Raw genomic sequence first — 24,534 nt, 5'->3', positions numbered from 1 at the left:
CAAGCAGAGAAGCGCTGACAAAACCCCGTGCTTTTCGAAACACGGGGTTTTCTCTATCGGGCGCGATTTGGTAGCAAATGCCCCAAGACAACTTGGGGCAGATACCTCGACGATTTCCAGGTGGGTCAAGGATTTGAGCGGCAGATGGTCTGCCGGCGCTTGACCCGCTTAGACCAAGAGGGACTGTTATGACCGATGACGGGACCCCATTCTTGAGCGAGCTCGCCTGGATGCTGATGACTCCGATGGAGCAAGCACTATGGGGAACTACGGTAGCCCTTAATACGGAAGGGATGGCCGAGGTTATCTGTGGATCAACCGTTGAGCGTGCGACCACCATCAACGATGATTTCGGACCCAACTGTCCAGCGGGATTCGTCGGATGCCAAGTACAGCACCGCCTTGGCCACTTCCTCTGGCATACCGAAGCGGCCGAAGGGGATGGTCGCGGTGATATCCTTATTAACTTGTTCGCGGTAGGCGTCTGGAATGCCAAGCTTGTCGTACAGCGGAGTTTCGACAGGGCCTGGACTCACTGCGTTGATGCGGATGCCGCGCCCCAGCAGTTCGCTCGATAGCGTTTTGGACATGTTGAGAAAGGCAGCCTTGGTTGCGGCATAGACCGATGAGTTGATCGCACCCACATGGGCATTGATAGACGTGTTGAGCACCACTGAGGCCGGATTGGCAAAGACCGGCAGCAATGCCTGGATCAGGAAGTACGGCCCCTTGACGTTGATGTCGAAGGAATGATCGAACATCGCTTCCGTCCATGTTTCGATGGGTTGCCAGACGGACACGCCCGCATTAAGGAAAGCGATGTCGAGTTGGCCGTAGTGCGCCTGGATGGCCTGCGCTAGCTCCTTCTGTGCTGCCACGCTTGCGGAGTCGGCGCGTAACACGGGCACGTCCGGGCCAAGCTCAGCCTGAGCCTTCCGGATGGAGTCTGGATTGACACCAGTAACGATGACGCGCGCGCCTTCGGCGAGGAACTGCCTGGCGGTTTCAAGGCCGATGCCGGTGGTGCCACCGGTGATAAGGGTACGTTTGCCTTGCAGGCGGGACATGAGGGTTCTCCTGTAGATGAATGCGTGACCAGCTGACGCTGGCTGGTCTTCGCACTATGGACTCATGCTCCTCAGACGATAAGAAGGTTATTTCGTATATATTTCATGCTTTCAATGCATGAATGGACGGAGGCGCCATGGATCGATTCCTGCTTATGAGGTGCTTCGTACGGGCCGTGGAAACGGGCAGTTTCACGGCCGCAGGACGGGATCTTGGCTTGAGTCAGCCCAATGTGAGCCGTTATATGGCGGCGCTAGAAGAGCACCTGCAGACCCGGCTGCTTCATCGATCAACGCGCAAGCTGACCCTGACTCCGGAGGGTGAACGTTACTACGCGGAGGTACGACTGATTCTGGATGCGGTGGAGGAATCTGAATCTTCCTTCCGCAACAGTGTGGAACCATCCGGTTTGCTGCGCGTGTCATGCCCCACAGCACTGGCCCATGTTTTCATTATGCCGCTGGTGCCTGCCTTTCTGAAACGCTACCCGAAACTGGGCGTAGACCTGCAGATCAGTGATCGCTACGTGAATCTGGTCGACGAAGGAGCGGAGTTGGCTATCCGTATTGGTCATCTGGAAGACAGCGCACTGCGCGCACGCCGTATCGGTTTGTTCGAACGTGTCTGTGTCGCAAGCAAACACTATTTGGACCAACATCGTGCGCCTAAGACACCTGATGACCTGCGCAATCATGATTGCGTGATCTACTCGCTGCTGTCGTCAGGTAGCACCTGGCACTTCCGGGATGCTGAAGTACCCGTAGCAGGCAGGCTTCGCGTGAATTCACCGGATGCCGTTCGCCAAGCAGTCAATGCAGGACTTGGTGTCGGCTACGGACCACGGTGGTTGTTCGAAGAAGGGCTGAAGCGCGGCCAGCTTCGTCTGCTTCTGAGCAAGCACATGACACCGCCTGTGCCGATTCAGATCTTGTACGTTGCAAACCGCCTGCTTCCTCAGCGTGCTCTCGTATTCATGGACTTCATTGCGGGGGCCTTTGCCCGAATTCGGGTTCTCAATGCCAGTCAGCAGTAAAACGTGTCGCAAAAGCAGGACGGGGATAGCTATGTATGCCTGGGCGATCTCGGCGCAGTGGATCCCCGCACCACCAGGTCCGCTGAGAGCACACGCTTGCGTGGTGGCACTGTCGGATCATTGAGCAGCTCGATAAGCATGGTCGTGGCTTCCCGCCCCAGCGCATTCTTCGGTTGGGCGATGGTGGTCAGTGCTGGCGATGTATATCGTGCGAACCGGATGTCATCGAAGCCGACCACCGAGACGTCCTCTGGCACACGCAACCCGCGCGCACTCAAAGCGCGCATGGCGCCGATGGCCATTTCATCGTTGGAACAAAACACGGCACTGAACGGTTGCTCTCGCGAAAGCAGCAAGTCGATTGCGCGTTCCCCAGCTTCGATGGAAAAGTCGCCCACCGCAGCCAGCGCGGGATTGAGTGCAATGCCTGCCCGCTGCAAGGCAAGCTGGTACCCCAGTTCCCGATCCACGCATATCGGGCTCGACGGTGGCCCGGCAATAAACGCGACGTCGCGATGACCGAGCATCGTCAGATAGTCGACGGCGGCAGCTGCGGCCGCGACATTGTCGACGTAGACACTGCAGATCTGGCTGTCCTTGACGTATTCACACGCATTGACCACCGGTAACCGACCCTGGATCGGAATCGCCGGCACGCGAGGAGACATGGTGATGATGCCGTCGGCCTGCCGCGCTGCCACCATATCGGCGTAAGCCTGCTCGCGCACCAAGCTGCTTTGCGTTTCTCCCAGCAGCACCGAATAGCCACTTTCATGTGCAACCTGTTCGATGCCACGGATCACTTCGGAGAAAAATGGATTGGCGATATCGGGCAGCAGCGCAACAATCAGTCGTGTGCGCGCTGTGCGCAGGTTGCGAGCCTGTGCGTTGGGCGTGTAACCCAGACGCTTGACGACCTCGTGGATGTGCTGGCGCGTCGTCTCGCTGACGATTTCGGGCCGCTGCAAAGCGCGCGATACGGTCGCCACGGACACGTTCGCCGCGGCGGCGATCTCCTTCACCGTCTTGCCACGGGATGGGTGTGTTCCGGCAGCCGGCTGATCGCCTTTGCCGCGCTGCCGCTTGCGCTTGGACCCATCCGTACTCACTCGCTCAACCCCTCTCATCGCCTTTGCATTCAGGACGATACCACCCGTCTTTCGGGCTGCGTCCAGATGACCAGTCTAGTACATTTTTGTGCAGCGCAATGTAATGGATTACATGAAATCGTTGCATTGCCCAGTGCGTATCTGCTACATGTTTCGCCGGTTTTATCGCTTCTTCTTGGGGAAAGTCACACAGCTTTCGTTTCGAACATGAAACTTGCACTCATGTAAATGTAATCGAATACATTTTCATGGGTACACTGTACCGGAGGGGACATGGCAGGACCTGGATCAACTGGCAATCCGTTGGCATCACGTGCAACGCCTGCGCTTCCTCACGTCGTTGCCGGGAAGAACGCACGATGAAGAAACTCGGCATGGGCCTTGTCGGCCCCGGTTTCATTGCCGCGCATCACATCGATGCCGTGCGTCGCCTGGGTGATGTCGAGATCATCGGCATTGCCGGCTCCAGCCTCGACTCCGCAAAAAAAAGGGCGCGCGAACTGGGCGTTGCGCGCGCCTATGCGAATTACCAGGAACTGCTGGCCAACCCGGCGGTGCACGTCGTGCACAACACCACACCCAATCATCTGCACAAGGAAATCTCCCTCGCGGCGCTGCGTGCCGGCAAGCATGTGATCTCGGACAAGCCGCTTGCAAGCAGCGTGCAGGAAAGCCGCGAACTGTTCGAAGCCGCGCGCGACGCCGGTGTGGCGAACGTCGTAACCTTCAACTATCGCGGGCATGCACTCGTGCAGCAGGCGCGCGCCATGGTCGCCAAAGGCAAACTCGGTGCCCCCGTGTTCATTCATGGCTGCTATCTGCAGGACTGGCTGACCGACGAGCGAACCTATACCTGGCGTCTCGATCCCAAGCTTGGTGGCGCAAGCTCTGCCCTCGGCGACATCGGCTCGCACTGGTGCGATCTGGCCGAGCACGTGACTGGCGCGCGGATCACGGCCGTGCTGGCCGATCTGCATACAGCCGTCCCCGTAAGACAGGCGCCGGTCGCATCAGCCAAAGCCTTCGCCAACCAAACCAAATCCGCGCAGCGCCGCAAAGTCACGATCACCAGCGAAGACATCGCCAGCGTACTACTGCGCTTCGACAACGGCGCACGCGGCAGCCTTATCGTTGGCCAAGTGCTGCCCGGCCACAAGAACGATTTGCGCCTGGAAGTAAATGGTCGCGTCGCCTCGCTGGCGTGGCAGCAGGAAAAGCCCAACGAACTGTGGATTGGCCATCACGCGCAAGCCAATACGTTGCTCACGAGAGACCCAGCACTGCTGGACACATCCGCACGCAGCTATGCGCACTTGCCTGCCGGCCATCCGGAAGCATGGGCCGATGCCTTCCGCAATCTAATCGCTGATGCCTATGCGTGGATTCGCAAAGGAGGCAAGCCAGAAACCAAGCCTGACGCTTTGCCGAGCTTCGCCGATGGCTACCGCAACAGCCTTGTGATCGACGCCATGCTCCGCAGCCACGCGGCCGGTGGCGTTTGGCAAGACGTCGAACAACATCGCGAGCCACCACAAAAAAGGGGAAAACGCGGATGAAATGGCGCCTTCGCTTGATGATGCTGTTCGAGTACGCCATCTGGGGCGCGTGGTACGTCACGGTCGGCACGTGGCTCGGCAAGACGCTGCATTTCAGCGGCGAGCAAATCGGCGCAGTCGCCGGCACCACGGCGATCGGCGCAATGATCTCACCCTTATTCGTCGGCCTGCTCGCCGATCGCCTGTTCGATACCCGCCGTGTGCTGGCGGTGTTGCATATCATTGGCGCCGTGCTGCTGGTCGTCGCTGCGCAGCAAAGCTCATTCCTTGTGCTGTACGCCATGTTGCTTGCTTACAGCCTCTGCTACATGCCGACCCTGGCGCTGACCACGTCGCTTGCGATGCGACATATCGACGATCCGGGCGACGAGTTCGGTGCCATTCGCGTATTCGGCACGATCGGCTGGATCGTAGTGGGCCTGATCGTTGGCGCATGGGGCGTGGAAGCCACGGCATCGCCATTGCATCTAGCCGCCGCGCTATCGCTGGTGATGGCGTGCTATTGCCTCACACTTCCGGCAACACCTCCGCTTGCACGCCACCAGCGGTTCGAACTGCGTCACGCGTTTCCCTTCGAGTCGCTTGAGCTGCTGCGCGACCGCTCGATGGCAATATTCGCGCTAGCTTCGTTCCTGATCTGCATCCCGCTGCAGTTCTACTACGCCTTCACCAACCTCTTCCTCAACGACATCGGCGTCGTCAACGCTGCAGGCAAGATGACCGGCGGACAGATGTCGGAACTCTTCTGCATGCTGCTCATCCCCTGGTTCTTCCGGCACCTCGGCGTGAAATACATGCTCGCTATCGGCATGCTGGCCTGGGTGCTGCGCTATGCAATGTTCGCCTTTGGTGCACCCGGAGAACTGATGTGGATGTTGTGGGTTGGCATCGTGTTGCACGGCATCTGCTTCGACTTCTTCTTCGTGGTCGGTCAGATCTACATCGATCGCGAAGCACCGCCCGCCCTGCGCGCAGCGACGCAGGGCCTGATCACGTTCCTGACCTACGGCTTGGGCATGTTCGTCGGCTCCTGGGTATCCGGAGTAGTGGTCGATGCCCACACCACAGCTAATACCCAGAGCGCCGCACATGACTGGCGCCCGATCTGGCTGTTTGCCGGCACCTGCGCTGCAGTGGTGCTCGTGCTGTTTGTGCTGCTGTTCAAGGATCGCAAGAGCACTGTCGGTAACGCGGCCACGGTCGCCAACTGACGCTCCCCTAACGCCCAAGAGAAACCCCATGATGATGACTCGCAGGCAGTTCCTATCTCGATCCGTGCTTTGCGGCACTGCCGCGTGGCTGGCCGGCAGCATGCCCGGAAAGCTCCTGGCAGGCACAACGCAAGGCAAGCCGCTGGGCATCCAGCTTTACATGGTGCTCAAGGCGTATCAGGACGATCCGATGGGCACGCTCAAGACGCTCAAGGTGATTGGTTACAGCGAGATCGAAGCGATTGTGACCAGCACCGCTAAGACGTTGCACGATCAGTTGAACGAAGCCGGCCTGGGCTGCCCTAGCTTGCACTTCGACAGCCTAGGCATCGAGCCCGGCATCGAAGCTGCGCATGTGCTCGGCACGCAGTACATCGTCAGCAGCATGCTGCCTTCCTTCATGCAGAAGATGGATAGCAAGGACAAAGCGCCACCAACGTATTCCCGCGACGAAGCCAAGCGCACCGCCGCGTTCGCCAACCAAATCGGCGAGAAGGCTAAAAACGCGGGACTGCAGTATGCATACCACAATCACCATCGGGAATTTACCGACGTCGGCAAGGGCCAGACCTTCTATGACGTGTTGCTCAAGGAAACCGATCCGAAGCTGGTGAAGTTCGAACTCGATTGCGGCTGGGTCCACGTCGGCGGCAAAAATCCCATCGACATTTTCAAGGCAAACCCTGGCCGCATCCCGCTGATGCACGCCAAGGATTTCCTTCCCACCCATGCATCCAACGAACACCCAGGCACCGAACTCGGACGCGGCACGCTCGACTACCAGCCGATTCTCGCCGCGGCCAATCAAGCCGGATTGAAGCACTGTTTCGTCGAGCAAGAAGGTCCGTACACACGCATGAGCCAGCTCGACGCCGCACGCATCGATTTCGGCTATCTGCGTCCACTGCGCTGAATGGCGCGACCCTCGATCGAGAAAGGGAAGCACATGGATAAGAACACGTACGACGCCATCGTCGTCGGCACCGGCGTCAGCGGTGGCTGGGCCGCCAAGGAACTAACCGAGAAAGGTCTCAAGACCCTGGTGCTGGAGCGTGGCCCCATGGTCAAGCACGGCGACTACCCCACCGCCTTGAAGGCACCGTGGGAACTGCCGTATGCCGATCAGCCAACACGAGAAGACATCGCGCGCCATCCGATCCATACGCGCCCCTCGTTCTATGGCATCAAGCAATCCACCAAGCACTGGTTCGTCGATGATCTCGACAATCCGTATGAGGAAACCAGGCCGTTCGACTGGTTCCGCGGCTATCACGTCGGCGGCCGTTCGTTGATGTGGGGACGGCAGAGTTATCGCTTCAGTCAGATGGATTTCGAAGCGAATGCAAAAGAAGGCGTCGGTGTCGACTGGCCCATCCGTTACGAAGACCTGGCGCCGTGGTACGACTATGTCGAAGAGTTCATCGGCGTCAGCGGCTCAATCGAACATTTACCGCAACTGCCGGACGGGCAATTCCTGCCGCCGATGGAACTCACCTGCGTCGAAAAGGATTTCCGCGACAAGCTGTCCGACAAATTCGACCGCAAGCTCATCATCGGCCGCACCGCCAACCTTTCTGCGCCACTCAAGCACGACAAAAGCCCGCAACGCGCACCTTGCCAGTACCGCAACTTGTGCATGCGCGGCTGCCCTTTCGGCGCCTACTTCAGCAGCAATTCCTCCACCCTGCCCGCTGCAGAAAAGACCGGCAACATGACCATGGTGACCAACGCCATCGTCTACGAGCTGATCTACGACAACGCCAAGGGCAAGGCGACCGGCGTGCGCGTGCAGGATGCCGAGACCGGTCACCAGACCGACTACTTCGCGCGCGTGATCTTCGTATGCGCCTCCACCTTCGGCACCACGCAGATCCTGTTGAACTCCACCTCCAACCGCTTTCCCAACGGCTTCGGCAACGACAGCGGCGAAGTGGGCCACAACATCATGGATCACTTGTTCGGCAGCGGCGCGCGAGCGGTGGCCGACGGTTATGAAGATCGCTACTACAGCGGCCGCCGCCCTAACGGTTTCTACATCCCGCGCTACCGCAACGTCGGCAAGGACAAGCGCAACTATCTGCGTGGTTTTGGCTACCAGGGCGGAGCGCATCGTGACGACTGGACGCGGCTGGCCGACACGCGGGCAATCGGCGAAGAGCTCAAACGCACCGCCGAAACGCCCGGGCCGTGGACGGTATCGATGATGGGTTTCGGCGAAATGCTGCCCTCGCACCGCAACCACGTGACCCTGGATCGCAACCGCAAGGACAAGTACGGCCTGCCGTTGCTCAACTTCGATGCCGCGCACGAGGAAAACGAAATTCAGATGGGCAAAGAGATCATCGACGACGCGCTCGAGATGCTCACCGCCGCCGGTTATCGCGATGTGCATTCGTTCAAGGTCGAAGCAAACGTCGGCGCCGGCATCCATGAAATGGGCACGGCTCGCATGGGTCGCGATCCAAAGACATCCGTGCTCAACGCCTGGAACCAGATGCATGCGTGCAACAACGTGTTCATCACGGATGGTTCGTGCATGACATCGTCCGCCTGCCAGAATCCGTCCTTGACCTATATGGCGCTAACAGCACGCGCAGCCAGTCATGCCGTGGAAGAACTCAAGCGCGGCAATATCTGAGGAGAAAGGCCATGAATCGTCGTGAATGGTTGAAATGCACGTCCGTGCTGGCCGTGGGCGCCGTGGCCGCACCGTCGCTGCTGGCCGTGCTCAACGCGCACGCGGCTGCGCAAAATGGAAATGCGGCCCCATCATTCTTTAGCCAGGCACAAAGCGATCTGGTGTCTGCTGTTGTCGACATCATCATTCCACGCTCCGATACGCCGGGTGCGCTCGACGCGGGCGTGCCGCGCTTCATCGATCAGATGTTCAAGGACGTCTACACCAAGGATGAGCAACAACACTACTTGAGCGCACTTGCAGCCTTCGAGAAAAAGATCGGCAAGCCGTTTCTCCAGCTCAACGCCGCGCAACGCAAAGCGCTGATCACAGAACTCCATGAAGAAGCATTGGCCAAGAGCAAGGATTTCGAACCGGCATCGGCACCCGCGTTCGTGCTGACAACCAAGAAACTGGCCATGCTCGGCTTCTTCATGTCCCAGCCCGGATGCACGCAAGTGCTCCAGTACGTGCTCGTGCCCGGCGCTTACCATGCCGACATCCCGCTAACGCAGGCGGGCAATGGCAAGGCCTGGGCCGTCGAAACGGAATTGACGATCTGACCCATGAGCCCGGCATACATATCAGGTAATCACGCATGAAGACACTCAAGGGTCCGGGCATTTTTCTCGCTCAATACGCCGGAAATTCGCCGCCGTTCAATACGCTTCCTGACATTGCCCGCTGGGCAGCATCACTTGGCTTTGTCGGCGTACAGATTCCCTCGAACGATCGGCGCCTGTTCGATCTTGAGCAAGCGGCAGCCAGCAAGACGTATTGCGACGACATCGCCGGCATGCTGGCGGAACATGGGCTTGCCGTCACCGAACTGTCCACGCATCTGCAAGGTCAGCTGGTGGCTTCGCATCCGGCCTACGATCAGCTGTTCGATGGTTTCGCACCACCCGCGCTGCGCGGCAACGTGCAGGCACGCCAAGCGTGGGCCGTGGAGCAGCTCAAGCTGGCGGCCAAGGCAAGCCGGCATTTCGGATTGTCCGCGCACGCAACGTTCTCCGGCGCGCTGGCGTGGCACTTGTTCTACCCCTGGCCGCAACGTCCAGCTGGCCTGATCGAAGAGGCCTTCGCCGAACTGGGCAAGCGCTGGCGTCCGATCCTGGATGCTTTTGACGAAGTTGGTGTGGACGTCTGCTACGAGCTGCATCCGGGTGAGGATCTGCACGATGGCGTAACTTTCGAGCGATTCCTCGATGCCGTCGACCATCATCCGCGTGCAAACATCCTGTACGACCCCAGCCATATGATCCTGCAGCAGCTGGACTATCTGCAATTTATCGACATCTATCACGAGCGCATTCGCGCCTTCCACGTGAAAGATGCCGAATTCCGGCCGAACGGACGCGCCGGTGTTTACGGCGGTTACCAGAACTGGATTGATCGTCCCGGACGTTTCCGCTCGCTGGGCGATGGGCAGATCGATTTCCACGCCGTCTTCAGTAAGTTGGCGCAATACGACTATCCCGGCTGGGCGGTACTCGAATGGGAGTGCTGCCTGAAAGATTCCCAGCAGGGCGCCAAGGAAGGCGCAGCCTTTATCCGCGAGCACATCATCAAGGTCACCGATCGCGCGTTCGACGATTTCGCTGCGACGGGCGCCGATCGCACCTTCAATCGCCAGCTCCTAGGACTCGAATAATCATGTCTGCCGAATCCCGAGGCATCACGCGCCGCGCCGCGCTCGGCCAGATCGCTGCTGCTGCCGCATTTAGCGCCGCGGCTGTGTTGCCGTCGGTCGACGCTGCTCCTCGCATGACGGCACCCGAGAAAGCGCCACCGGGTCGCCTTAAACAATCCCTGTGCCGCTGGACCACCAAAGCGCCGCTACCCGAGCTGTGCAAGTACCTTAAGACAACCGGCTTTGCCGGCATCGACCTGCTGTATACGGACGAATGGTCAGTGGCCAACGACAGTGGCCTTACTGTTTCCATGGGTTATCCATCACGGCGCGAAAACTTCATCGCGATGGGCTTCAACGACCCGGCCAATCACGCCACACTGCTAAAGGAGCTGGAGACAACCATACCGCTCGCCAAGCAAGCCGGCGTACCCAATGTGATTACGATGTTCGGCAACCGCAAGCCGGACATCGACGAGCGCGCCGCCATCGACAACTGTGTCGCAGGGCTGTCCAAGATTGCACCCTATGCCGCCGAGAATGGCATCACGCTCTGCGTGGAGCTTCTCAATAGCAAAGTCGACCATCACGGCTACCAGGGTGATCACACCGCGTTCGGCGTCGCTGTGATGAAGGGAATCAATTCGCCCAACGTCAAACTGCTCTACGACATCTATCACATGCAAATCATGGAAGGCGACGTAATCCACACGATTCGCGACAACATTCAATGGATCGGCCATTTCCATACCGGCGGCGTGCCGGGCCGCCACGAAATCAACGGCACGCAGGAACTCAACTACCACGCCATCGCCAAGGCGATTGCGGATTTGAACTTTCAGGGGTTCATCGCGCACGAGTTCATGCCGACGCAACCTGATCCATTCGCCTCGTTCACCGAGGCGTTCAACCTATGCACCGTTTGATCTTCCAGCAGGAGTAACCATGAAACGCCGACTCGCATATGTATCTGCCTTGTTCGCGCTCGCGAGCATCGGCTCATGGCAAGCTTGGGCACAGGCCGCTTCGAACACGGCCGAACCGACCGATCCCAAAGCGACCGAACAATGGGAACCGGTGCCGAAGATCGTGATACCCGGCAAACACGGCAGTGCGCCGCCCTCCGATGCCATCGTGCTGTTCGATGGGCACGACATCAGTGAATGGGAAACATCCAAAGATCACTCGCCCGCGCGTTGGAAAGTTCATAACGGCGTGGTCACCGTCGACAAAGCCAACGGCAACATCCAGACCAAGCAGAAGTTCAAGAACTACCAGCTTCATCTGGAGTGGCTCGTTCCCACCAACATCACCGGCGAAGGCCAGAAGCGCGGCAACAGCGGCGTATTTCTGGCATCAACCGGACCTGGCGACGAAGGCTATGAAATCCAGGTCCTGGATTCGTACAAGAACAAAACCTACGTCAACGGACAAGCTGCCAGCATCTACAAACAGACGCCTCCGCTGGTCAACGCCATGCGTCCACCGGGTGAATGGCAGACCTACGATATCGTTTGGACAGCACCCGTATTTGCTGCCGATGGAACGCTCAAATCACCAGCCTTCGTCACGGTGTTCCACAACGGCGTACTTATGCAGAACCACACCCAGCTTGCTGGCGAGACGTTCTACATTGGTAAGCCGAAGTACAAACCCTACGATACGGCACCCATCAAGCTACAGGCGCATGGCGACCCCTCGCCCTCCATAAGCTTTCGCAATATCTGGGTGCGGCCCTTGGATTGAGCGGTCGCTGTGCCCGCAACGGAGCGGCTTGCACCAGCTGCATATGACGAGCGCGCGGTGACCAATCGGTGCCAAGGAGCACATTGATCGCGGCGAAAGCATCTATGGGTGCCACGGACTGCGAACGGTTTCGAACTTGCGTGGTCACAAACAGGTTCGGGTAGATGAGGGGTATCCCAGAATCGGAATCGACGAGCCGGCGATACCTTTCGCCATATGCCATGACGAAACCTTTAGTTCTGTTCTGCAAGCCCAACTTGTAACGAGAGTAAAGCTTTCGTGGCGCATGCCAACTTTGAGCGTCGGGAGACTTCTTGCCCTGGGGTCATACGTCTGCCGATGCTGATCATTGTTAAGTCTAATGTTCGCTTAGGGTCGAAAGTGGACACCATTCTAATCGTCCTGATAGCGCTCTAGGCCGCAGTGTGGGCATCGCTGCCCACCAGTCAAACGCCATGAGGAAGTTATGTGGAAGTGCCCGCCACAGTTCGGGCAACGAAATAGAACGAACCAACACCATGTACCGAACATAAGAACGGCCAAAGGAGCCACGAAAAGTGTAATAAGCCCATCGGATCGAGTTAGAGTTTCTATGCTCAGCGCAATCGACGCGGCCAACGGAATGAATCCGATGGACATCAAGCCTGCGGTCCACTGCCTGCGGCGATAATCCGCCCAGCCCTCTGTCAGACGTCGAGTTCTATCGGCCAGTTGGTTCTCGGCACTCATAAGCCCCCTATCTACCTGCGTTGACCGGCTGAAGTCGCAGTCGAAAGCGGACCTTACCAAACCCCGCTAGCCCGTCACACCGGCTTTCGACCCTCAAGCCAGCAAGTAACCATACGAGGCACGACTGTAGAGTGATTAGACAGAAGCTCCGCTAAGTGTCGTATTCACCACTGTCCCAAGGCTCGAAGAACGCCATGTAGTTCCCGGGCTGCATCTCCACAGCCCAAATATCATCGTCATCTTCCGGCTCTCGGACGATCAAACCGAATTTGATACCAAGGTGCTCGATCTCGAATGGCGCTACCTCCACCCGCTTGAAGGAAATGTCTCCCAGGCTTGCGAGCCTCTCATCAAGCAGGCTACGACGGGTACTCTCGTCCAAACTTGAGCGCGGGCCGAAGCTATCGACCTTTGCTTCAAGCAGGTGTCCTGCTTTGTCGAACACATAAAGTGCGACAAATTCACACCCGAGATTAGTGCCAACAGCTGGATCAAACGGAGTGGTCAGAATGAACTGGCGGCCATCGCCTGTAACGCCGACATGCTCGGCGTGGTAATCGTCATGTTCGATTGCTATCAGTGTCGGGCGACCTTCCACGAACTTTCCTCCGTTGTCTGATTACCTGATGATCAGGTCCTCGAGATGTCCGCTCTGGGTTGAAAGCGGACCTCTGGCTTGCACGCGATCTATCGCCCCTAGCCCCGCTTTCGGACCAGCGCTGCATAGCAATCACTTCCCCGCCTTGGCCTGCAACCCCCTGACATAACCAAGCTCGTCGATCGACCTCTTATCTCCCGGGCTGATGCTGAGGCAGGCGTTGTATTTCTGTGCCGCCTCGTCGAGCTTATGAAGCTCGACCAGCACGTAGCCTTGGCCACGTAGGGCATGGCAGCGGAGCGTGATCTTTTGCTCGGGCGGCGCAAATTCGGCGGCGCCATCCGCACTCTGAAACGTATCCAGCGCGCTTGACCAGTTCTTTTCGTTTTCGTAGACATTCCCAAGCTCGGAGAGAAATTGGGAATTGAAAGGCGAGAGCACCAGCGCTTGCTTAAGGCTTGCCTCGGCATGAACCAGGTCGCCCATGGAGCCATACGCGTAGCCTCGAAGGTAATATGCCATCGCCCAATTGGGCTTGCTCAACACCACCGAATTTTGATGGTTACTGGAAGCGATGCCCGAATAGAGCAGCGCCTCCGTCAGTGTTTCGGCGCAATAGACCTGCTTCTTGCTATGGGCGTAGGCCGTTTCGTAGGTGTGGATGACCTGCGCGAGCGGGCCGTTGATGGCATCGGCATTCATGCCCGCCTTGATCTGGGTCATGGCCTGCTGCAGAAGCTGCTCCTGAGCGGCATCGTCAACCGGTGATCTGGCCGATGTTTCAGGCGGTGGCACAGCAGGCGCCGCCTGCGCATAACAAGCCGCGCCCCATCCCAACGCAAGCAAGACAAATCCCATCCGCAAGAACGGAGCCACCATACTCCCCCGTTTCCATGGCCTAATTTTCTCAAAAAGCCTAGTCCGATTTCGGTATGCGGCGCAAGTAACGCGATGTAAGGTTTGCCAATATCAGGCCACGCATTAACTACCGTTAAGAATCCCTGAGGTCATCGCCAAAATCGGAGTGTCTGCTCCGAGTCGGAAGCAGACATTAGCTTCAGCATGCACAAACTTTGGCACTTCGCATATCAAGCTTGGAAACATCGAAAGAAGGGCCTAAAAAACTTTGAGCATTTCTATATTCGAAGGCCAACCGCTCCACCAACGCCACTAACGGCTGCGCTCGCGGGTATGGCCAGAAGCCGCACACGAAACCATGCACCACCGCCGTCCGCCTCGACGATGTCGATCCGGCCACCATGCAAAGCGACGATTTCCTGCACCAAGTGCAGTCCCAGTCCAGCGCCTGTGCTGCTTGGACGCAATCGATAAAAAGGTTCGAAGATACGATGCCGCTCGTCTACGGGAATGCCCGGCCCTTGGTCGCTGACGCCGAAGGTGCCGTCCGGGTGAACATCGACTGTGATCAGGCCGCGACCGCCGCCATGCGCGATGGCATTCTGGATCAGATTGGTCAACACGCGCGACAGCGATAGTGGGTCTCCCATCACCATGACTGGCGAATCAGGTGCATCCAATGCCAGCTCATAACCGGCATCTACTGCCAAAGGAGCGACGTCCGCCGTGACTTCGCTCGATAAAGTCACCAGGTCGAGCGGCTCGAGCTTGCTCTCATGCTTGCCGAGGCGCTGTAGATCCAGCAGTTGCTCGGCCAGATTGGATAGACGCGCAACATCCGCCAGCAGGCGAGCGCGCGTGGCACCAGCCTCGAGTGTTTCGATCCGCGCTTCGAGAATCGCGATGGGCGCACGCAGTTCGTGTGCGGCGCCAGCCAGAAAGCGATCGCGGGCGGCATACCCTTCATTCAGACGTTCGAGCGCGGCGTTGAACGCTTGTACTAACGGCTGCAACTCGCGCGGAACCGCGTGATCAGCAAGACGCGCCCCTGGTTCGCCAATGTCGATCGCTTGGGCCTGGCCAGCCACCTCAGCTACACCTCGCATGGCACGACGAATCAGCCACGGCACGACAATCAGCGTCACCAGTGCAAACGGCAAGGTCATGCGCCAGCCCAAGTAACCGGCAAGCACGGCGAACAACGGGCCCGCATTCGTTGTGGGTATACCTCCACAGATGACATGGACGCGACCCAGCGGGGTGCTGTCAGTATAGATACGCATGGTGAGCGCATAAGGTGGGCTGCTGGCGTGGACTTCTGAGTTCTGCAACTGTGGCAGTGCATCTGCCAGGGAGCGATAGACCTCGGGTACCTCGCCGTGGGTCAGGCGATGGCCTTTTTCGTCCTCCATGACAAACCACAGGCCGGGCGAGGTTTGGAGAAGCGATTGCAGCTTGGCATCGTTCCGAAACGCCAGCTTGCCGGCATCGTCGATACGCACGTCGCTCACCATCATATGGAGAACGTTTTCGTCGATATAAGACACATTTAAGCTGTTTATCGTATAGGTCAGCACAATGATCAGCCCTAGCATGATCACGGCTTGCAAGCCGATCAGCCGCCATGCCAACTGTCGCGTGAGCGATTTATTCTTCACGTTCATGGGCTCGCTCCTTGAGCAGATAGCCAATGCCTCGAATCACGTGAATGTCTGCACGCGCCCCCGACTCGCTCAAAGCGCGACGAAGTTTGGATACATGAGCATCCAGCGCGTTGGACTGGATCTCATCATTGAAGTCGTAGACTGACTCTTGCAGAACTTCGCGGCGCACCGTACGCCCATGTCGCAGAAACAAGGCTTCGAGCACCAGCAATTGCCGTCGCGGAAGCTGCAATAGCACATCGTCAACGAAGGCTTCGTGCGTGGAGAAATCGAATCGCAGATTGCCCACTGTTGCCGTGGGCAGCGCCAGTTGCGACGGACGCCGCGAAACAGCACGGATACGCGCCAGCAGTTCTTCGACAGCAAATGGCTTGACGAGATAGTCGTCCGCGCCAAGATCGAGGCCGTCAATGCGATCGGCCAATGAACCTCGCGCCGTCAGCATGATGACGGGTAAGTCAGCTTGCCACTTCCGCGCGAGCCGGATCAGGGTAGCGCCATCGCCGTCGGGTAGCTGACGATCTAGCAGAAGCAGGTCATGTACGTTCTGGCGTAAGGCCTCGCTGGCTTGCAGCAAGTTTGGCGCAATATCCGCCAAGATACCGTGACGCTGCAACGCCGTGCGTAGGGCCTGGGCCATTTCCGGTTCGTCTTCAACCAGCAGGATTCGCATGGTTGGTATCTCCTTGCATCACGCATGGCTGCGTGCTGCATGACTTTAGCATTTACCTCCATAGCGTCGGCGCAATGTTGGGGCAATGTATCGTGCCCAGCATCGGCGGCTGTCTGAATTCCCCGGTCTTTGTCAGCCCATGTCGTCTGCATCATTACGTCTTACCTGTCTTTCGGCAGCTTTGGTTTGTACCGCTTTCTGCAGCTCTGCACGAGCCCAGTCCGCGCCTCCGCAAAGCCCCACCTGGACCCTTGGCATCGGCGCCTTCTGGAGCCCTAGCCCCTATCGCAGCTACAGCAACAAGGCGTGGCCGCTGCCGATGGTCAACTACGAAGGCAAGTCGTTCTACGTTCACGGAGCGACCCTCGGCTATCGCTTGTTCAAGACGGGCTCGGACGAGTTCTCCGTCATTGCTTCGCCGCTGGGGAATCGCTTTCTTCATGACGATAGCAACGATCCGCGTCTGCGCCGTCTTTCCGATCGCAGCATCTCCGGCATGGCCGGCGTGGCGTGGCGGCATCTTGCGGATTGGGGCGTAGTGCAAGCCAACGCGCAGAAGGAATTCACCGGCCACGGTGGCGGCAGCGCCTTCGATCTCAGCTACAGCTACCCGATTGTTCAGGGCAGCCTGACCTTGCTGCCGACCGGCGGCGTGACTTACAGCACCAGCGCATTGAACGACTACTACTATGGCATCAGCGCCAGTGAAGCATTGCGTAGTGGGCTGCCCGTCTACCACGCGGGCGGTGGCTCATCGCCTTACATGGGCATTGTCGCCACTTACAAACTGTCGCATTCGTGGCTGACCACAGGCGGCCTTCGCTACACCCTTCTGCCAAATGCGGTCAAAGACAGCCCGATGGTCAATGCCGATCACACGATCAGCTACTTCATTGCGCTAAGTTATATCTTCTGAGCCATGGGCCAAGGAATCGTCCGTCGCATCTTCACCCTGGCCGAACGCCTGGAGCCGGATCGCAAGGCAATCTGGGAATGGTTGTTTCACGCACAGATCGAAACGCTCGGTGGCTGCACAGCGATGGAACTGATCTTTGCCGACCGGGGCGAACAGGTCGTGGTCTTGCTAGAGCGGGCGCTGCGGGATGAAGAAGGAACCGCTGTTGTTACCGACACCCGGCGCTTGCCTCGTGCGCATTGAGCTGTCGTCATGAGCAGGAGGCGTGTTGCAAACGACCCAGCGACCTCGATTCACTACACAGAAACGCAGACGGCGATGATGTGGGATCGCTGGCAACGTGGCGAGTCACTGCACTAGATTTAGTGAATCCCTGTCCTGTTCGAAGACGCTGCAGTGCATCGATATTGTGTTTCTTTGCCCATCGACACAGCACGACGAGCTCCCGAGCATTTCGCTTGAGTGTATTTTCCAAAAGGTAGTGTCGGTGGATGAGCCACTCGTTCTGCCCGGGGGCGGTAGACCAAACTCATCCAAGATGATGGGGATGATCTGATCTGAGGGATGTCTGACGGTTTCGACTTTCATTACCTGCTTAACTTCACACAAAAGTCGGATCGGAACTCCGAACTTGCTGGGCTCTATTTGACCGAACTTTTTGGCCGGAAAGCGCGAAAAAAAACCGCCTCGTTTCTTTACAGAAGCGAGGCGGTTTCATGGAAGCTAAGTAAGTGATTTTTTAAGAAAGAAACGACTGGGCCGCCCTTCTAAACTCACAAACTAAAAATTGCCCAGGTCAAAACGGAATATCGTCATCGTCGAACTGGTTGCCACCACCCATATCCGGCGGCGGTGCTGATTGGCGCTGCGGAGCACTGCCGTAGTCGCCACCACCCTGCTGCTGACGCTGACCACCGCCGCCTTGCGAGCGTTCGCGGTAACCACCACCGCCACCACCCGCGCCGCCACCTTCGCCACCACCCATGCCACCCAGCATCTGCAATTCGCTGGCGACGATGTCGGTGGAGTAGCGCTCGACGCCGTCCTTGCCGGTGTACTTGTCGGTGCGTAGTGAACCTTCGACGTACACTTGGCGACCTTTCTTGAGGTATTCGCCGGCGATCTCAGCCAGGCGGCCGAACAATTTCACGCGGTGCCACTCGGTGCGTTCCTGCTTCTGGCCGCTCTGCTTGTCGGTCCACTGCTCGGACGTCGCCACGCTGAGGCTGGCGATCGCCGTGCCGCCGGCGGTGTAACGCACTTCAGGGTCCGCACCGAGGTTGCCGACCAGGATGACTTTATTGATACCGCGTGCCATGAATGACCTCGAAAAAACTGAATCGGGAGAAAGGCTTCCGGATGCGCGCCAAGGTTTCCATGCGCCGCCCCGAGAGCTTAAAGCCGGTGCTTGACGCGATTCCAGCGTCTGCGGGAGCGATCAAGCATAGGCTAACGACCCGTCATGATACACGCCCGGCCCCTGAAGCCATGTCCGCGACTTAGAACTTGGCCACCACGCGCAGCCCCAGCACGGTAGCGTCGGGGTTGGCGCTGGTGCCGCCGGGATGGCGGATGTACTGGACGTTCGGCATCAGGGCCACGCCGTGCCAGAGCTGGAACTGGTAGTCGAGTTCCGCGATGTATTCGTAGCCCTGCACAGGCACGGGACCTGCCCCGGCGGCGTTGATCAGCCGCTCCGCGCTGGCGACGCGGCCGCTGACGCGATCACGCCCGATGGCGAAGCCCAGCCGATCGTCCGGCCGCGAAGCGAACGGCCCGTTGTACAGCAGCCCGATGGAGATCATCTGGTCCACCAAATCGGTGCGCGGATCGGCCTGCACCACATTGCCAAACACGCTTAAACCGCCGCCGGTGGCATTGCGCGTGACTTGCTGCTGGCCCATGAAGTAGCTGCCGGACACGCTGCTCTGCAACGCGGATGTATCGCTATCGAGCAACTGCTGCATGCCATCGACGCTCAGAAACACATCGTTGTAGCGCGCCGTATTGCGCCAGCCGCCGAAACGCCAGATGCCGGGCAAGCCGTTTTGCGCGCCGCCCAGGCTCGTGCGCCAGTCCACTTCGGCAAGCATGAGCGTGCCGATGTTAGGCCCCGAGGGTGACAGCTTCAGGCCTTGCGACTTGGCGGCATTGTTCGGATTCACCTCGAAGCCGCCGAACTTGATCGACCAGGCCGGCGATGGATTGATCGCGATGACGCCACCGGTCTGCGCCAGCGGCCACGCGTCCACGCCTTTGGAAATCCAGCCCGGCAGCGCACCGCAGAAGTTCAGGTTCTGAAAATTGCAGGCGAACGGAAAGAAGTCGACGCCGATATCCATGCGCCCGAACTTGAGATCGACCAGGCCATTCCATAGCACCTGCTCCAGATAGAAACGTGTAAGGCGTGTGACGTTGCCGCCGCCGTAGATCTCCTGCGATTCCAGCAAGGTTCCCAATCTCGCCTTCGTATCGATCTGGCTGCCGTTGCGGTCGTTGATGTCGACGTGCAGCGAGCTACCGGTCCAGCCCCACAGTTTCTCGAAATCGAAGGCGGCGTGCAGATGGATCTGGTCTGCATAGGCATCCGTTTGCCGAATGCCGCCGCTGGTGTTGTGCGCGAATTCGCCGAGATAGTCCACACCGATGTCGACGCCCTGATCATATAAGCGCTGGCGCGCGCCACCCCAATCGCCAGTGAGCGTAGTGCTGGCGTAATCCTGATCACTCGCAATGGTGTTTGCGCTGGCGACGATACCGGCCATTGCAATCAGGGCAATGATTTTCTGGCGCATGCTGGTTCTCCTGGGCGGCGGTACGAACGCTGACGACAGGCATGAGGAGGCCGTGCAGGCACATGCGTGCCCGCTGTTGTCGGATCAGCGGTGGATCAATTCTTTGCCAGCGTAGGCATCTAGATGCCCTATTGATGCCTTACCGTGCTTGGCACGTCATTCCCGCAAAAGCGGGAATGACGTCGAGGTAAAACAGAGCATTCCAGCTAAATGTGCAGATACCTGTGCTAGCAAGGAAGAAAACAAATACGTCAAATTTTGAAAGCCATCGTCGCCTCCACGGCTTGCTTCCAGCCGGCGTAAAGCTCCTCGCGCTGCGCTTCCGGCATCGCCGGTTCGAAGCGACGGTCGACCGCCCAGTGACGGGCGATGTCTTCGCGACTGGACCAGAAGCCTGTCGCAAGGCCGGCCAGATAAGCAGCGCCCAGTGCCGTGGTTTCGGCCACCTTCGGGCGCAGCACTGGCACGTTGAGAATGTCGCTCTGGAACTGTCCCAGGAAGTCGTTTGCGATGGCACCGCCATCGGCGCGCAGTTCTTTCAGTTTCAAACCGGCGTCGCTCTCCATCGCGGCGAGGACGTCGCGCGTCTGATACGCCATCGATTCCACCGCAGCGCGAATGAAATGTTCCTTACTGGTGCCGCGCGAAAGACCGAACACTGCGCCGCGCACGTCGCTGCGCCAGTACGGTGCACCCAGACCGACAAAGGCCGGCACCATGTAGACGCCTTCGTTGGTCTTGGCGCGCTCGGCGTATTCTTCTGAATCGCTTGCCCTGCCCAGCATGCGTAAACCGTCACGCAGCCACTGGATGACGGAACCGGCAACGAAGATTGCGCCTTCCAGCGCGTACTCCACTTTGCCGTCTACACCCCAGGCGATGGTTGTAAGCAGACCGTTGTTCGACGCAACCGCTTTGTCACCAGTGTTCATCAGCATGAAGCAGCCGGTGCCATACGTGTTCTTGGCCATGCCCGGCTCGAAGCACGCCTGGCCGAACAGCGCCGCCTGCTGGTCGCCAGCGACGCCGGCGATCGGTACTTCGTGGCCGAAGAAATGCTGGCTGAGCGTCGTACCGTAGATTTCGCTACACGAGCGCACTTCGGGCAGCATGGCGCGCGGCACGTCCAGCATCTGCAGCAACTCGTCATCCCAGCGCTTCGCGTGGATGTCGTACATCAGTGTGCGCGAGGCATTGGTGTAATCGGTGACGTGCGCCTTGCCGCCGGTGAGATTCCAGATTAGCCAGGTGTCGATGGTGCCGAACAGCAGCTCACCTCGCTTGGCGCGTTCGCGTGCACCTTCAACGCGATCGAGGATCCACTTCACCTTGGTGCCGGAGAAATACGCATCGATCAGTAGGCCGGTCTTCGCGCGCACCATTTTGTCGTAACCAGCCGCGATGAGTTCATCACAAATCTCGCGCGTCTGCCGCGATTGCCAGACGATGGCGTTGTAGATGGGCTGACCGGTGGCCTTGTCCCACACCACCGCGGTTTCGCGCTGGTTGGTGATGCCGATGCCGGCGATCGCGCGTGCATCCACCTGGGTGTTGTTCATCACCTCGGTGATGGTGGTGAGCACGCTGGTCATGATCTCGCGGGGGTTGTGTTCTACCCAGCCCGGTTGCGGAAAAATCTGCCCGAATTCGCGCTGTGCGATGCCCGCGATAGTGCCGGCGCGATCGAACAGGATCGCGCGGGAGCTGGTCGTGCCCTGGTCGATCGCCAAGATGTATGACTTGTCCATGAAACGACTCCGGTTCAACGAGTTGAGTCAACCACCACGCGCTCCGGCGCATCGGCCGGTTGCAGCGCACGGATGCGTGCAGGCAGGAACGGATACACCAACCATTGATAGGCAGCGGCGCCGATCACGCCGCCGATCAGCGGGCCAACGATGGGTATCCACCAGTAGTTGTCTGGTGCCGGCAACGCGGAAGAACCCCAGCCGGCGAAATAAGCAAACAAGCGTGGCCCGAAATCACGTGCGGGATTGATGGCCCAGGCTTCGAGATAACCCATCGATGCGCCGATGGTCGCCACCAACAAACCAATGATCAGCGCGCCCGAATTGGCGCCTGGCGCCATCTCATTGTGTTGCTCGGTGATGGCGAAGATGCCCAACAGCAGAAACGCGGTGAGCACGATCTGATCGAGCAGCGCATGCATCGGCGTAATCGCCAGTCCGGGATGGGTGAAGAACACGCCCGCCGCACCGCCTGCTTCGCGCGTGAGTTGATGGGTCGCGTTGTAGTGATCGATCACCGGCGAAAACAGCATGTATACGACGGCCGCACCGAGGAACGCACCGATCACTTGCGCGATGCTGTAAGGAATTACTTTCTTCCACGGAAACCCACGAAACAGCGCAAGCGACAACGTCACGGCCGGATTGGCGTGCGTACCGGAAACCGATCCGGTTACGTAGATGGCAAGGGTCACCGCCAGCCCCCAGGCAATACACACGCCCCAATATGCATTCGCGTAAGGACTCGGGTCATACAACACATACATGCATGCGACCGAGTCACCCAAGGCGAGGATGATGAAGGTGGCGAGTGCTTCTGAAATCAGCTCACCGATGCTTTGCCGGTTCATGGCTGCACCTCCTGCGTTCGCCACGAAGCTGACATTGCGATGGCCGGGCTGACTGCGTGGCTCGACATGACTCTCCTCCCACGGTGATGTTGGTTTGCGCCTTCGCTCTCCAAAGGCGCGCGTTTTTTATCAAGCGAATGAAGCGCGGCGTGGCGGAGCGTCGGCAAGATAGGTGGTCAGGCGCGCCACCTGCTCCGCAGTGAGACGCAGGCCGAGCTTGCTGCGCCGCCAGAGCACGTCGGTGGCATCCACAGCCCATTCCAGCGCGCGCAAGTAATCCACTTCGGCCTGATAGAGATCGGCACCGAAGTGTTCACCCAGGTCTTGCAGCGAACGGGCTTGTCCGAGAATGCGCATGGTACGGCCGCCGTAGCTGTGCACCAGGCGCCACGCCATCGACTCCGGCAACCACGGGTGCGCCGACTGCAACTCCCGCTGTAAGGTGCTCACATCCTGCCGCTCGCCACCGGGAAGCGGATGGCCTTTGGACGTCCATGCTTCCGACGCATGTGGAAACAACGGCGTCAGTCGGTCCAGTGCTTCCTCTGCGAGCTTGCGATAGGTGGTGAGCTTGCCGCCGAACACGTTGAGCAGCGGCGCGGCGTGCTGATCGAGTTCGAGCAGGTAATCGCGCGTGACTTCCGACGCGCTACCTGCTTCATCATCCAGCAACGGACGCACGCCGCTATAGCTCCACACTACGTCGGCTGGCGCAATGCTGCGCTTGAAGTAACGATTCGCCGCGTCGCACAGATAGCGCGTTTCTTCGTCGCTGATGTGTGGCGCGGACGGATCATCGTGGTAGTCCATGTCGGTCGTGCCGATCAAGGTGAAGTCGTGTTCGTAGGGAATCGCAAAGACGATGCGGCGATCGGGTTGCTGGAAGATGTACGCGTAGGGATGCTCGAACAGCCGTGGCACCACGATATGGCTGCCTTTGACCAGACGCAGCGCATGATCGTGCCCTACCTTGGCAACGTCATCGAGGAACTGCACTGCCCACGGACCGGTCGCGTTGACCAGCGCCTTGGCGCGGATGGTCGACAACTCGCCACGCGCCGATTCCAGTTGCGCGGTCCAGCCATCGGCATCGCGGCTCGCACTCACGCAGCGCGTGCGCGTGAAGATGGTCGCCCCGCGCTCCATCGCATCCATCGCGTTGAGCACGACCAGCCGCGCATCCTGCACCCAGGCATCGGAATAGACGAAGCCGATATGGAACTCGTCGCGCAGCGGCAAGCCCGATTTATGGCGTTTCAAAGAGACGCGCCGCGATTTCGGCAACGTGCGTCGACCGCGCCCCAGGTTGTCGTAGAGGAGCAGGCCGAGCCGGATCATCCAGGCCGGCCGCAGATGCGATTGATGCGGCAGCACGAAGCGCAGCGGCCAGATGATGTGCGGCGCCGCGCGTAGCAGCACCTCGCGCTCGGCCAGCGCCTTGCCCACCAGGGCGAACTCGTACTGCTCCAGGTAGCGCAGGCCGCCATGGATGAGCTTGGTGCTGGCGCTGGAGGTATGCGCGGCCAGGTCGTCGCGTTCGCACAGGCATACCGACAGGCCCCGCCCTGCTGCGTCCCGCGCGATGCCGACGCCGTTGATGCCGCCGCCGACCACCAGTAGATCGAACTGCTCAATCATCGCTCATCCCGTGAACTGGCTCTGCAACAAA

22 protein-coding genes are annotated in these 24,534 nt (G+C 59.1%); 11 read left to right on the top strand and 11 right to left on the bottom strand.

Annotation, left to right across the window (positions count from 1 at the left end; genetic code table 11):
• Positions 1-314: 314 nt before the first annotated feature.
• On the bottom strand, positions 315-1,067 hold the full coding sequence (locus ISP18_RS21305; RefSeq protein ID WP_380007216.1) for an SDR family oxidoreductase: 753 nt from the start codon (positions 1,065-1,067) through the stop codon (positions 315-317).
• Between the two features lie 137 nt (positions 1,068-1,204).
• Between ISP18_RS21305 and ISP18_RS21300 the strand changes: the two genes are divergently transcribed.
• Positions 1,205-2,101 carry a LysR family transcriptional regulator gene (locus ISP18_RS21300; RefSeq protein WP_380007213.1) on the top strand — a complete coding sequence of 299 codons (897 nt, stop codon included), beginning with the start codon at positions 1,205-1,207 and terminating at the stop codon, positions 2,099-2,101.
• Between the two features lie 29 nt (positions 2,102-2,130).
• On the opposite strand, the gene ISP18_RS21295 is transcribed toward ISP18_RS21300, so the two are convergent.
• Positions 2,131-3,210, bottom strand: coding sequence for a LacI family DNA-binding transcriptional regulator (locus ISP18_RS21295; RefSeq protein WP_380007210.1), 1,080 nt, complete (start codon positions 3,208-3,210; stop codon positions 2,131-2,133).
• Between the two features lie 359 nt (positions 3,211-3,569).
• Between ISP18_RS21295 and ISP18_RS21290 the strand changes: the two genes are divergently transcribed.
• Genes ISP18_RS21290 through ISP18_RS21255 form a run of 8 tightly spaced genes read left to right on the top strand, consistent with a single transcriptional unit; the run spans position 3,570 to position 12,033 of the window.
• Positions 3,570-4,766 carry a Gfo/Idh/MocA family protein gene (locus ISP18_RS21290; protein WP_380007207.1) on the top strand — a complete coding sequence of 399 codons (1,197 nt, stop codon included), beginning with the start codon at positions 3,570-3,572 and terminating at the stop codon, positions 4,764-4,766.
• The gene (locus tag ISP18_RS21285) at positions 4,763-5,977 is read left to right on the top strand and encodes an MFS transporter (protein WP_380007204.1); all 1,215 of its coding nucleotides are present in this window, start codon (positions 4,763-4,765) and stop codon (positions 5,975-5,977) included. The genes ISP18_RS21290 and ISP18_RS21285 overlap by 4 nt, the downstream gene beginning before the upstream one ends.
• Before the next feature lie 28 nt (positions 5,978-6,005).
• A complete protein-coding gene (locus ISP18_RS21280; RefSeq protein ID WP_380007201.1) occupies positions 6,006-6,890 on the top strand; it encodes a sugar phosphate isomerase/epimerase family protein in 885 nt (294 codons plus the stop codon).
• 33 nt (positions 6,891-6,923) lie between these two features.
• On the top strand, positions 6,924-8,615 hold the full coding sequence (locus ISP18_RS21275) for a GMC oxidoreductase (protein WP_380007198.1): 1,692 nt from the start codon (positions 6,924-6,926) through the stop codon (positions 8,613-8,615).
• Positions 8,510-9,217 carry a gluconate 2-dehydrogenase subunit 3 family protein gene (locus tag ISP18_RS21270; protein WP_404559602.1) on the top strand — a complete coding sequence of 236 codons (708 nt, stop codon included), beginning with the start codon at positions 8,510-8,512 and terminating at the stop codon, positions 9,215-9,217. Before ISP18_RS21275 ends, ISP18_RS21270 begins: the two co-directional genes overlap by 106 nt.
• Positions 9,218-9,252: 35 nt before the next feature.
• Positions 9,253-10,308 (top strand): sugar phosphate isomerase/epimerase family protein, encoded by a 1,056-nt coding sequence (locus ISP18_RS21265; protein ID WP_380007193.1) that lies wholly within the window; start codon positions 9,253-9,255, stop codon positions 10,306-10,308.
• Positions 10,309-10,310: 2 nt separating this feature from the next.
• Complete coding sequence (locus ISP18_RS21260) at positions 10,311-11,213, top strand: hydroxypyruvate isomerase family protein (RefSeq protein WP_380007190.1); 903 nt, start codon at positions 10,311-10,313, stop codon at positions 11,211-11,213.
• Between the two features lie 19 nt (positions 11,214-11,232).
• Positions 11,233-12,033, top strand: coding sequence for a 3-keto-disaccharide hydrolase (locus ISP18_RS21255; RefSeq protein WP_380007187.1), 801 nt, complete (start codon positions 11,233-11,235; stop codon positions 12,031-12,033).
• An 880-nt stretch (positions 12,034-12,913) separates the two neighbouring features.
• Here ISP18_RS21255 and ISP18_RS21250 read toward each other — a convergent pair.
• From ISP18_RS21250 to ISP18_RS21235, 4 genes are all read right to left on the bottom strand, one after another.
• A complete protein-coding gene (locus ISP18_RS21250; RefSeq protein WP_380007184.1) occupies positions 12,914-13,360 on the bottom strand; it encodes a hypothetical protein in 447 nt (148 codons plus the stop codon).
• 132 nt (positions 13,361-13,492) lie between these two features.
• Positions 13,493-14,239, bottom strand: a complete 747-nt coding sequence (locus tag ISP18_RS21245) for a tetratricopeptide repeat protein (protein WP_380007181.1) — start codon at positions 14,237-14,239, stop codon at positions 13,493-13,495.
• Between the two features lie 257 nt (positions 14,240-14,496).
• Positions 14,497-15,882, bottom strand: coding sequence for a sensor histidine kinase (locus tag ISP18_RS21240; protein ID WP_380007178.1), 1,386 nt, complete (start codon positions 15,880-15,882; stop codon positions 14,497-14,499).
• On the bottom strand, positions 15,866-16,555 hold the full coding sequence (locus ISP18_RS21235) for a response regulator (protein WP_380007175.1): 690 nt from the start codon (positions 16,553-16,555) through the stop codon (positions 15,866-15,868). Before ISP18_RS21235 ends, ISP18_RS21240 begins: the two co-directional genes overlap by 17 nt.
• A 139-nt stretch (positions 16,556-16,694) precedes the next feature.
• On the opposite strand from ISP18_RS21235, the gene ISP18_RS21230 reads away from it, so the two are divergent.
• Both ISP18_RS21230 and ISP18_RS21225 read left to right on the top strand, forming a co-directional pair.
• Positions 16,695-17,471: a MipA/OmpV family protein gene (locus ISP18_RS21230; protein WP_404559599.1), complete on the top strand. Its 777-nt coding sequence runs from the start codon at positions 16,695-16,697 to the stop codon at positions 17,469-17,471.
• A 3-nt stretch (positions 17,472-17,474) separates the two neighbouring features.
• Positions 17,475-17,714 carry a hypothetical protein gene (locus ISP18_RS21225; protein ID WP_380007169.1) on the top strand — a complete coding sequence of 80 codons (240 nt, stop codon included), beginning with the start codon at positions 17,475-17,477 and terminating at the stop codon, positions 17,712-17,714.
• A gap of 553 nt (positions 17,715-18,267) precedes the next feature.
• Here the strand turns inward: ISP18_RS21225 and ssb are convergent.
• The 5 genes from ssb to glpD all read right to left on the bottom strand — a co-directional run bounded on the left by ssb (position 18,268) and on the right by glpD (position 24,503).
• Positions 18,268-18,789: a single-stranded DNA-binding protein gene (ssb, locus tag ISP18_RS21220; RefSeq protein ID WP_380007166.1), complete on the bottom strand. Its 522-nt coding sequence runs from the start codon at positions 18,787-18,789 to the stop codon at positions 18,268-18,270.
• A 181-nt stretch (positions 18,790-18,970) separates the two neighbouring features.
• Positions 18,971-20,266 (bottom strand): carbohydrate porin, encoded by a 1,296-nt coding sequence (locus tag ISP18_RS21215; RefSeq protein ID WP_380007163.1) that lies wholly within the window; start codon positions 20,264-20,266, stop codon positions 18,971-18,973.
• A 251-nt stretch (positions 20,267-20,517) separates the two neighbouring features.
• Positions 20,518-22,014 (bottom strand): glycerol kinase GlpK, encoded by a 1,497-nt coding sequence (gene glpK, locus ISP18_RS21210; RefSeq protein WP_380007160.1) that lies wholly within the window; start codon positions 22,012-22,014, stop codon positions 20,518-20,520.
• Positions 22,015-22,028: 14 nt separating this feature from the next.
• Positions 22,029-22,865: an MIP/aquaporin family protein gene (locus tag ISP18_RS21205; RefSeq protein WP_380007157.1), complete on the bottom strand. Its 837-nt coding sequence runs from the start codon at positions 22,863-22,865 to the stop codon at positions 22,029-22,031.
• Positions 22,866-22,994: 129 nt separating this feature from the next.
• Positions 22,995-24,503, bottom strand: a complete 1,509-nt coding sequence (gene glpD / locus ISP18_RS21200) for a glycerol-3-phosphate dehydrogenase (protein WP_380007154.1) — start codon at positions 24,501-24,503, stop codon at positions 22,995-22,997.
• Positions 24,504-24,534 lie beyond the last annotated feature (31 nt).

The organism is Dyella humi (assembly GCF_044904605.1).
GTDB lineage: Bacteria > Pseudomonadota > Gammaproteobacteria > Xanthomonadales > Rhodanobacteraceae > Dyella_B > Dyella_B humi.
Note: the sequence above shows the minus strand (reverse complement) of the source record. Positions and strands in the feature narration are given on the sequence as shown.